The following is a 9,325-nucleotide window of genomic DNA, read 5'->3' on the forward strand; positions in this document are numbered from 1 at the left end:
CCAGGTACCGCAGCGCCTGCCGGCCCAACCCGTCACTGGTAGCCACGGATCTCCTCGAACACGCCGTCCAGCGAACCCGTACCGTCGAACAGCTTGCCGCCGCTCAGGTCCGCGATCCCCTGCAACTGGTTCACCGCGGCCTCACCGAACCTGATCGGGAACACCGGGATCGCCTTCTCCCCGGCCGGCAGCGCGTCGTGGAAGCGCTTGAAGTCGCCGTCGGTGGCGCCCTCGTTGCTCTCCCCGTCCGTCATCAGCACGATCGAGGTGAACCGATCGTCCCCCTGCGCCGCCTGCTGCCGCTCGATCACCCGGTACGCCTCCTCCAGCGAGTCGTACAGCGCGGTGCCGCCCGAGGCCGCCAGCGACTGCACGTCCGCGTTGATCGACGCCAGCTCCGCCTGCGGGCCCGGCTGACCGCCGGACGCCGGGACGGCGTGCGTCTTCGTCCACTTCACCTTGGACGCGAAGGACAGCAGCGTCACCTCCTCGCGGTCCCGGAAACGGCGCACCCCGCGGGTGTCGTCCGCACCCGTCAGCCGACCCAGCGCAGCCTTCAGCGCGTTCAGCCGCGAGCCCTCCATCGAACCCGAGGTGTCCAGCACGTACACCGTCCTCGACGGGCGGCGCAGCTCGTTCTGGTACGCGGCCAGCAGCCCGTCCGCGACCGCCCGCGTCCCCGGGAACGGCAGCTCGCGGCGCCGGTCCCCGGGCAGCCCGGCCGCCGGGGCCACACCCGCCGTCACCGGACGGCGCAGCGTCATCTCGGAGATGCGCTTCTGCACGTCCTCCTTCAGCAGGTACGAGGTCAGCCGCTGGAACGAGTCGCGCTCGCCCTGCGCGGCGGAGGACAGCAGGGACAGCGGGTAGTCCGCCGACACCACGCCGTCCACCGGGCGCACCACCGTCAGCCGCTGCTCCGCCGGCAGCGTCCTGTTCAGCGACAGCAGCACCGACTCGTAGTTCACCAGGGCACCCACCTTGCCCGGCTCCGCCCGGGTGTACGCCTGCGCCAGCCAGCCCGAGGAGCCGGAGGTCAGCTTCTGGCCGGTGAAGAACTGCTTCAGCCGCGGCGAGGCCCCCTGCACGTCCGCCTCGGTCAGCGCCGCCTGCGCGCCGGAGAAGGCGGAGGCCACCGCGACCAGGCCGGAGAAGCCGGAGTTGGAGCGCGACGGATCGGACATCCCGTACGACAGCTTCCCGGCCGCGGCCGCGTCGCCGATCTGCGCCCAGGTGACCTTCGAACCGTCCCCCCAGCCCAGCTCCTCCAGCACCGAGGTGCGCACCCCGACGGCCACCGGGGAGACCATCACCGGGGTCTCGGACAGCACCTTCGACTTCCCGGTCGGGTCGAGCCGCAGGTACTGGTTGGACGGGAACCAGACGGCGTCGTACTTGCCGTCCGCCCGGCCCGAGGAGACCGCGTCCGCGCCGTCCAGGGTGCCCGTCCAGGAGAACTGCACCGTCACCCCGGTCGCCTTCCGGGCGTCCTCCAGGACCGGTGCCAGGTCCTGGAGTTCACTGCCGGCCAGGACCCGCAGCACCCCGGGGCGAGCGGTCTCGGCGGGCGGGTCGGTCGGATTGGGCCGCGGGGCCGGGCTGCCGGAGGAGGTGCAGGCGGTGGCGGCCGCGAGCACCGCCGCCAGGGCCGTGGTGATCCAACCGCGGCGCTTCATCAGGACGTTCACTTCGTGCCCCCCTTGGCCGCGGCGGTCAGTTTGAGCAGGATCTCCAACGACGGAACCTGCCACTGCTTCACCTTCGCCGCCGCCAGGTTCTGGGCGAAGGCCGGCTGCCTGGTGTTCTTCACCAGGTCGTTGAGGGCGTCGGGGCGGGCCTGCGGGCGGAAGCCGAACTTCGCCTCCAGGGCGCGCAGCGCCTCGTCGTCCTGGAGCAGGGCGGCGAGCTTCCGGCCGTTCTCGGTGCGGGCGATGATGGTGTGGTCGGAGTAGGCGGTGGTGTCCGGGTACATCACCACCATGTCCCCGGTCGACCGGCCCTGCGCCACCATCGCGGCGACCTGCGACTCGTACCCGAAGATCAGCGGATTGCCGACGCCCGCCTGGAAGTCCCGGAACGGCTCGTCACTGCTGCTCTTCTGGCCACCCTGCATCGCGGTCGCCTGGTGCAGGACGGTGCGGGTGGCCTCGACGCCGGCGTCGTCGGACACCACCTGGTGGTTGTTCAGGATGTACGACAGCAGCGCGACGTACAGCGCGCCCGAGGAGGAGCTCTCCGGGTCGGTGGTGGTCACGAAGACGGGGCCGGACAGCTCGGAGTGCTCCGCCGGCACCTTCAGGTCCTGCCACCTCAGGGCGGCCTTCAGGTCGGCCACGTACTGGTCCATCTTGAACGTCCAGACGCCCGAAGCATCCTGGGCCGCACGGTTGTTGTCCTTGAGGACCTGCGCCACCTCGGCGTGGGTGACGACCACCAGCGGGGAGTAGAACGGCACCAGCGGAGAGTCCTGCTGCCCCCAGTTGCGCTGGATCTCGTGGGCCGGCGCGGTGCTCGCCGGAAAGGCGAAGTCCAGCCCCGGGGTGCTCTTCGCCTGGTCGCTCATCGTCCAGGACCCGGTCGGGTCCGCGTGCACCTCCAGGCCCTGTTTGGCCAACTCGGCCTTCACTTCCGGGCTTTCGAAGAAGGATCGTTTCTCCGAACCGATCAGCCCGGTGACCGTCACCAGCTTCCTGGTGTCCGGCTCGTCGTCCGGGATCAGTGCGTACGTCACCCCGCCCAGCAGGGCCAGGGCAACGAGCACCCCCAGAGCGCGTCGTCCCATCGCGAGCGCCTCCCCCTCGTCCGCTGCGTCGTCCGGGTGGTCACCCGGGGGTGACGAGCGTCCCGCCGGGCGGGGAGCGGGGGTGGAAGCGGCGGTGAACCACGGGTGAACACCCTTTCACGGAATCGCATCGGACGGCGGTGTCCGCGCGGGCCCTCGCACACCGGTCCGAGCATGTGTCAGATTGTTCAACTCGCCTTACCGCAAAGGTCATCCCGCAGTCCGGACTCGCGTCGTGGTTACGCGCCGGTAATGCCTACTCTCAGCAGTATGCGCCGAGCAAAAATCGTCTGTACCCTCGGGCCAGCCACCGACTCGTACGACCAGATCAAGGCCCTGGTCGACGCCGGGATGGACGTCGCCCGATTCAACCTCAGCCACGGCTCGCACGCCGAACACGAGGAACGCTACCGCCGCGTCCGCAAGGCCGCCGACGAGACCGGACGCAGCGTCGGCGTCCTCGTCGACCTTCAAGGCCCGAAGATCCGGCTCGACACCTTCGCCCACGGCCCCGTACTCCTTGAACGCGGCGACGAGTTCACCATCTCCACCGACAAGGGCGTCGTGGGGGACAAGGACATCTGCGGCACCACCTACGCGGGCCTCGCCGGCGACGTCAGCCGCGGCGAACGCATCCTCGTCGACGACGGGCGCGTCACCCTGGAGGTCGTCGCCGTCGACGGGCCGCACGTGCGGTGCCTCGTCATCGAGGGCGGACTGGTCTCCGACCACAAGGGCCTCAACCTCCCCGGTGTCTCCGTCTCCGTCCCCGCGCTCAGCGACAAGGACGTCGCCGACCTGCGGTGGGGGCTGCGCGCCGGCGCCGACCTCGTGGCGCTCTCCTTCGTCCGCACCGGGCGCGACATCGAGGACGTGCACCGGGTGATGGCGGAGGAGGGGCGGTACGTCCCGGTCATCGCCAAGATCGAGAAGCCGCAGGCGGTCGAGAACCTCGACTCCATCGTGGACGCCTTCGACGGCATCATGGTGGCCCGCGGAGACCTGGGCGTGGAGATGCCCCTCGAACAGGTCCCGCTGGTCCAGAAGCGCGCCGTCAAGCTCGCCAGGCGCAACGCCAAGCCGGTCATCGTCGCGACCCAGATGCTCGACTCGATGATCAACGCCTCCCGGCCCACCCGTGCCGAGGCCTCGGACGTCGCCAACGCCGTCCTGGACGGGACGGACGCCGTGATGCTCTCCGGGGAGACCTCGGTGGGCAAGTTCCCGGTCGAGACGGTCAAGACCATGGCCCGGATCATCGAGGCCTCCGAGAACGACATCCTCGCCGCCGGACTGCCCCCGCTGACCGCCGGCAGCAAGCCGCGAACCCAGGGCGGCGCCGTCGCCCGCGCGGCCGCCGAGATCGGCGACTTCCTGCACGCCAAGTACCTCATCGCCTTCACCCAGTCCGGCGACACCGCCCGCCGGCTGACCCGCTACCGCTCGCCCATCCCCGTCCTCGCCTTCACCTACGAGCCGGCCGTGCGGAGCCAACTCGCCCTCACCTGGGGCGTGGAGACCTTCCTCGGGCCCTTCGCCCCGACCACCGACCAGATGGTCGAACAGGTCGACGCGGCACTGTTGTCCCTCGGCCGCTGCCAGAAGGGCGACATCGTCGTCATCACCGCCGGCTCACCCCCCGGCCTCGCCGGCTCCACCAACCTCGTCCGCGTCCACCACGTGGGGACCCTGGACGGCTGAGAGGCGCTCCTCCGGGCGGCATCCCTCGTACGAGGGATGCCGCCCAAGTGCTGGCCCGGGTGAGAATCAGCGGGATGAGCGACCACAACCACGCACTCTGGCGCGACCTCCGCGAGGAGATCATGAGCCGCCCGGGCGCGGGCGCGGCCTACGAGGCGGCCAGGGCCCACTTCGAACGAACCGCTGTGCTGCCGTCAGTACTTGGGGCCGATGTGGGCGTCCATGAGGGCGACGGACTCCTTGCGGGCGATGGAGATGTTGAAGCCGCCGTTGGACCGGGAGGCCGGCTTCCACTGGACGCCGACGGCGTCAAGGGTCGCGGTGCAGAGACCGATGATGTCAGCTGAGGTGTTGCTGAAGAAGTAGCGCGGGTACTCGTAGCGCTTCTTGACGCCACCCACGGTGCGGGTGGTCCAGTTGGTGATGCGGCAGCCGTCGGAGTGGATCAGGCCGCGCAGGAACTCCCATGGGTGTGCGTCGACGATCTCCTGCTGCCAGGGCGCGAGGACGATCGACCGCAGGTGCTTCGGGCCTGGGCCATGCTGGGGGAAGAGGCAGGGCCAGTGCTTGCTGGTGCTCACGATGCTGGTGCAGCCCGGAGCGCTGACACGGTTGACCTTGTTGTGCGGCATGACGGCGGAGACGGCGCGCACGCACTCCTCAATGAGGCCGGGCCAGGCATCGCAGCAGGCGATGCGGAGGGCGTAGACCCTGCGGCGGCCCTCGCTGATGCAGCCGTCTCCGAGGTAGAGGCCGAGCAGATAGGCATAGCCGGCGGGCGGGCGCGAGGGATTGAGTCGGCCGGCGCTGATCGGGCACTCGGCCGTCATGCGCGGACTCGGTATGGCACCCGATGCCCAGTCGCGGATCGCATATCGGGATATTCCGGTCGCACGGCTGACTTGGCTGAAGGTCAGGCCGGATGCGTGGAGATCGAGCGCTCGCTGCCGCGTGGCCATGTCGTACATGTGACCGAGATTGCGCGACGGGGTGGATGTTGGCATGCAAACGAAGAGAGCTTCACTCGGGCGAGTGAAGCTCTCCAATGGTTGGACCGGATCGGTCCTCCTTCAATTCGAAGGAAAAGTGCCCCGAGTGGGATTCGAACCCACACTGTATGGTGTTTGAGACCATTGCCTCATGCCAATTGGGCTATCGGGGCCTACGATTTGAAGGCGGTTGCCTTGGCGTCGTGTCTCAAACATACCGTGTCTCGGTACCCTCGTGCATGCAGTACCCCGCCGGAACTAGGAGCCCCGTGAGCACCGCCGACGAGCAGGCACAGCCGCTTGAGACCGATTCGCCCCAGATCACCCGGATTGTGATCGCCGAGGACGAGGCGCTGATCCGTCTTGACCTCAAGGAGATGCTCGAAGAGGAGGGGTACACCGTCGTCGGGGAAGCGGGCGACGGGGAGACGGCGGTGCGGCTCGTGGAGGAGCTGAGGCCGGATCTGGCGATCTTCGATGTGAAGATGCCGGTCCTGGACGGGCTCTCCGCGGCGGAGCAGATCCACGAGAAGCACCTGGCGCCGGTTCTCATGCTCACCGCTTTCTCGCAGCGGGAGCTGGTGGACCGGGCCCGTGACGCGGGCGCGATGGCGTACATCGTCAAGCCGTTCTCGAAGTCGGACCTGGTGCCAGCGATCGAGATGGCGGTGTCGCGGTACACCGAGATGCGGGCGCTGGAGAAGGAGATCGGGGATCTCACCCAGCGGCTGGAGACCCGGAAGCTGGTGGACCGGGCGAAGGGCGTGCTCCAGACGAAGTTCGGGCTGAACGAGCCGGCCGCGTTCCGGTGGATCCAGAAGACCTCGATGGACCGGCGGATGACGATGGCCGCGGTGGCCGAGGCGGTCATCGAGGAGGGCGAGGCCCAGGACCGCAAGAAGGCGGAAGAGGGTAAGTCCGAGTAGGACAAGGGAGGAGGGCCCGGCGGATCGGATCTGCCGGGCCCTCTGACGTTTTCAGTCCTCGCCGAGGTAGGCCTTGCGGACGGACTCGTCGTGCAGCAGGTCGGCGCCGGTGCCGGAGAGGACGATGCTGCCGGTCTCCATGACGTAGCCGTGGTCGGAGAGCGACAGCGCGGCCTGGGCGTTCTGCTCGACCAGGAGGATGGTCGTACCGGACGCCTTCAGCTCGACGATGGTGGACATGATCTTCTGCATCATCAGCGGCGAGAGGCCCATCGAGGGCTCGTCCAGCATGAGCAGCTTGGGCTGGGACATCAGCGCCCGCCCCATGGCGAGCATCTGCTGCTCGCCGCCCGAGAGCGTTCCCGCGGCCTGCTTGCGGCGTTCGCCGAGGATGGGGAAGAGGGTGTAGGCCCGTTCGACGTCCGCCGTGATGCCGGCGGTGTCGGTGCGCAGGAAGGCGCCGAGGAGGAGGTTCTCCTCGATGGTCATCCGGGGGAAGATGTGCCGGCCCTCGGGGGAGTGGGCGAGGCCGAGGGCGACGATCTTGTGCGCCGGTACGGTCGCCAGGTCCTGCCCGTCGAAGGTGATGCGGCCGGCGGTGGGCCTGAGCAGGCCGGAGAGGGTGCGCAGGGTGGTGGTCTTGCCGGCGCCGTTGGTGCCGATGAGGGTGGTGACCTCGCCCCGGTTGACGGTGAAGCTGATGCCCTTGACGGCTTCGATCTTGCCGTAGGCGACGCGGAGGTCCTCGACCTCCAGGAGTGCGGTCACTGGTCGGTCTCCGTAGCGACGGGGGTGGTGCCTTCGAGCGGGGCGCCGAGGTAGGCGGTGATGACGCGTTCGTCGGTCTGGACGGTCTCGCGGTCGCCCTCGACGATCTTCTGGCCCTGGACCAGGACGGCGGTGCGGTCGCAGAGGTTGAAGATGAAGCGCATGTCGTGCTCGATGACGAGGATCGAGACGCCCTTTTCGCGGATGGCGAAGACGAGTTCCTCGGCGGCCCTGGTCTCCTGGGGGTTCATGCCGGCGGTGGGTTCGTCGAGCAGGAGCAGCCCGGGTTCGGAGGCGAGGGCGCGGGCGATCTCCAGCTTGCGCTGCTCGCCGTAGGGCAGGTTGCGGGCGAGGTGGTCGGCCTTGTCGGCGAGGCCGGTGAAGGCGAGCAGTTCCATCGCCCTCTCGCGGCCCTCCTTCTCGGCGCGGTGGTAGCCGGGGCCGCGGAGGATGGCGGAGAAGATGCCTTCCTTGGTGCGGGTGTGGCGGCCGACGAGGACGTTCTCCAGGACGGTCATGTTGGCGAAGAGCCGGATGTTCTGGAAGGTGCGGGCGATGCCGGCCTGGGTGACCAGGTGGGGTTTGGGCGGCAGGACGGTGCCGCGGTAGCGGACGGCGCCCTCGGTGGGGACGTACAGGCCGGTGAGGCAGTTGAAGAAGGTGGTCTTGCCGGCGCCGTTGGGGCCGATGAGGCCGATGATCTCGCCTTCGCCGACGGTGAGGGAGACGTCGTTGACGGCGGTGAGGCCGCCGAAGCGCATGGTGACGCCGGTGACGTCGAGCAGGGGAGCAGCGGTGGTCATCTGGTGGGTCACGCCCCTGCCTTGGTGAGTGGGGTCGGCTCGCCGGTGGGCTGGGCCGGGATGGTGGCCTCGTGGAATTCGAGCTGTCGGCGCCGGTTGGGGATGAGGCCTTCGGGGCGGACGCGCATCAGGACGATGAGGGCGGCGCCGAAGGCGAGGAGCTGGTAGTCGGAGAGGAATTCGAGCTTCTTCGGGATGAGGAAGAGGAGGGTGGCGCCGACGAGGGGTCCGCTGATGGTGCCCATGCCGCCGAGGATGACGGCGGCGAGCAGGAAGGCGGAGTTGGGTGGCAGGGCTTCGGCGAAGGTGTACTGGTCGGGGGTGACGGTGTAGCTGACGTGGGCCTGGACGGTGCCGGCGAGGCCGGCGAGGCAGGCGCCGAGGGCGAAGGCGAGGAGTTTGAGGCGGAAGCCGTTGATGCCCATGGCTTCGGCGGCGGTCTCGTCCTCGCGGATGGCGACCCAGGCGCGGCCGATGCGGGAGTTGCCGACGCGGGCGAAGACCAGGACGACGACGGCGGTGACCAGGAGCATCAGCAGGTAGTAGTTGGAGAAGCGGCCGAGTTCGATGCCGGCGACGGTGTGGGGCTTGCCGAGGTCGAAGCCGAGGATCTCCAGGTCGGGGATGCGGGGGATGCCGTTGGAGCCGTTGGTGACCTTGGGGCCGGTGGTGCCGTTGAGGTTGAGCATGGTGATGCGGAAGATCTCGCCGAAGCCGAGGGTGACGATGGCGAGGTAGTCGCCGCGCAGTCGCAGGGTGGGGGCGCCGATCAGGACGCCGAAGACCATGGAGACGGCGGCGCCGGTGAGCATCGCGGCCCAGAACGGGAACTGGACGTGGATGGGTGAGGCGGGGGAGCCGGAGACCAGGGCGGCGGCGTAGGCGCCGACGCCGAGGAAGGCGACGTACCCGAGGTCGAGCAGGCCGGCGAGGCCGACGACGATGTTGAGGCCGAGGGCGACGGTGGCGAAGATCAGGATGTTGGTGGCGACGGAGGTGTACTGGTCGCTGCTCTGGGTGAACGGGAAGCTCGCGGCGGCGGCGAAGGCGGCGCCGGTGGTGACGGGGCGGTGCCGGACGGTCAGTGCGCGCAGCCGGGCGATCAGGCCGGAGCGGGTGAGCGCGGTGGCGACGAAGGCGGCGAGCAGCAGGTAGCCGGTGAAGAGTTCGCCGTACTCGGTGTCGATGCCGAAGGTGATCGCGTACAGGCCGGCCCCGAAGGCGACGACGATGACCAGGACCTCGGCCCAGGAGGGGAGTTGGCGTGGCTCGGGCAGCGGTCGGTCGACCTTGCCGAGGCGCAGCCAGGTGTTGGCGAGGTGGCCGAGTTGGAGGAGCAGGACGGCGCCGGCGGCG

General features: G+C 69.3%; 8 protein-coding genes and 1 tRNA gene. 2 read left to right on the top strand and 7 right to left on the bottom strand.

Going from position 1 to position 9,325, the window contains the following annotated elements; genetic code table 11:
- Nucleotides 1–32: 32 nt before the first annotated feature.
- Together J0670_RS20620 and J0670_RS20625 are read right to left on the bottom strand one after the other, a co-directional pair.
- Nucleotides 33–1,688: a VWA domain-containing protein gene (locus J0670_RS20620; RefSeq protein ID WP_307806613.1), complete on the bottom strand. Its 1,656-nt coding sequence runs from the start codon at nt 1,686–1,688 to the stop codon at nt 33–35.
- The gene (locus tag J0670_RS20625; RefSeq protein ID WP_207813115.1) at nt 1,685–2,782 is read right to left on the bottom strand and encodes a substrate-binding domain-containing protein; all 1,098 of its coding nucleotides are present in this window, start codon (nt 2,780–2,782) and stop codon (nt 1,685–1,687) included. Before J0670_RS20625 ends, J0670_RS20620 begins: the two co-directional genes overlap by 4 nt.
- A 270-nt stretch (nt 2,783–3,052) precedes the next feature.
- On the opposite strand from J0670_RS20625, the gene pyk reads away from it, so the two are divergent.
- Nucleotides 3,053–4,483 (top strand): pyruvate kinase, encoded by a 1,431-nt coding sequence (gene pyk, locus J0670_RS20630; RefSeq protein WP_207813116.1) that lies wholly within the window; start codon nt 3,053–3,055, stop codon nt 4,481–4,483.
- A gap of 194 nt (nt 4,484–4,677) precedes the next feature.
- Here pyk and J0670_RS20635 read toward each other — a convergent pair whose 3' ends face one another.
- Both J0670_RS20635 and J0670_RS20640 read right to left on the bottom strand, forming a co-directional pair.
- A complete protein-coding gene (locus J0670_RS20635) occupies nt 4,678–5,313 on the bottom strand; it encodes a hypothetical protein (RefSeq protein ID WP_307806614.1) in 636 nt (211 codons plus the stop codon).
- 257 nt (nt 5,314–5,570) lie between these two features.
- Nucleotides 5,571–5,645 (bottom strand) — tRNA-Leu (locus tag J0670_RS20640).
- Between the two features lie 66 nt (nt 5,646–5,711).
- Here J0670_RS20640 and J0670_RS20645 point away from each other — a divergent pair.
- The gene (locus J0670_RS20645; protein WP_243437288.1) at nt 5,712–6,398 is read left to right on the top strand and encodes an ANTAR domain-containing response regulator; all 687 of its coding nucleotides are present in this window, start codon (nt 5,712–5,714) and stop codon (nt 6,396–6,398) included.
- A gap of 51 nt (nt 6,399–6,449) precedes the next feature.
- Here the strand turns inward: J0670_RS20645 and J0670_RS20650 are convergent, their stop codons facing one another.
- The 3 genes from J0670_RS20650 to J0670_RS20660 form a co-directional block, all read right to left on the bottom strand.
- Nucleotides 6,450–7,166, bottom strand: a complete 717-nt coding sequence (locus J0670_RS20650; protein ID WP_207813118.1) for an ABC transporter ATP-binding protein — start codon at nt 7,164–7,166, stop codon at nt 6,450–6,452.
- Nucleotides 7,163–7,969, bottom strand: coding sequence for an ABC transporter ATP-binding protein (locus tag J0670_RS20655; RefSeq protein ID WP_207813122.1), 807 nt, complete (start codon nt 7,967–7,969; stop codon nt 7,163–7,165). Before J0670_RS20655 ends, J0670_RS20650 begins: the two co-directional genes overlap by 4 nt.
- Nucleotides 7,970–7,977: 8 nt before the next feature.
- Nucleotides 7,978–9,325 (bottom strand): branched-chain amino acid ABC transporter permease (locus J0670_RS20660; RefSeq protein ID WP_207813119.1); only part of this gene is annotated, 1,348 nt, incomplete at its 5' end.

This window comes from Streptomyces sp. FH025 (assembly GCF_017427025.1).
Classification (GTDB): domain Bacteria; phylum Actinomycetota; class Actinomycetes; order Streptomycetales; family Streptomycetaceae; genus Kitasatospora.

What these genes read in the sequence shown, in the direction of transcription:
- J0670_RS20625 (WP_207813115.1), bottom strand. Translation starts at nt 2,782, where the DNA reads ATGGGACGACGCGCTCTGGGGGTGCTCGTTGCCCTGGCCCTGCTGGGC.
- pyk (WP_207813116.1), top strand. Translation starts at nt 3,053, where the DNA reads ATGCGCCGAGCAAAAATCGTCTGTACCCTCGGGCCAGCCACCGACTCG.
- J0670_RS20635 (WP_307806614.1), bottom strand. Translation starts at nt 5,313, where the DNA reads ATGACGGCCGAGTGCCCGATCAGCGCCGGCCGACTCAATCCCTCGCGC.
- J0670_RS20645 (WP_243437288.1), top strand. Translation starts at nt 5,712, where the DNA reads ATGCAGTACCCCGCCGGAACTAGGAGCCCCGTGAGCACCGCCGACGAG.
- J0670_RS20655 (WP_207813122.1), bottom strand. Translation starts at nt 7,969, where the DNA reads ATGACCACCGCTGCTCCCCTGCTCGACGTCACCGGCGTCACCATGCGC.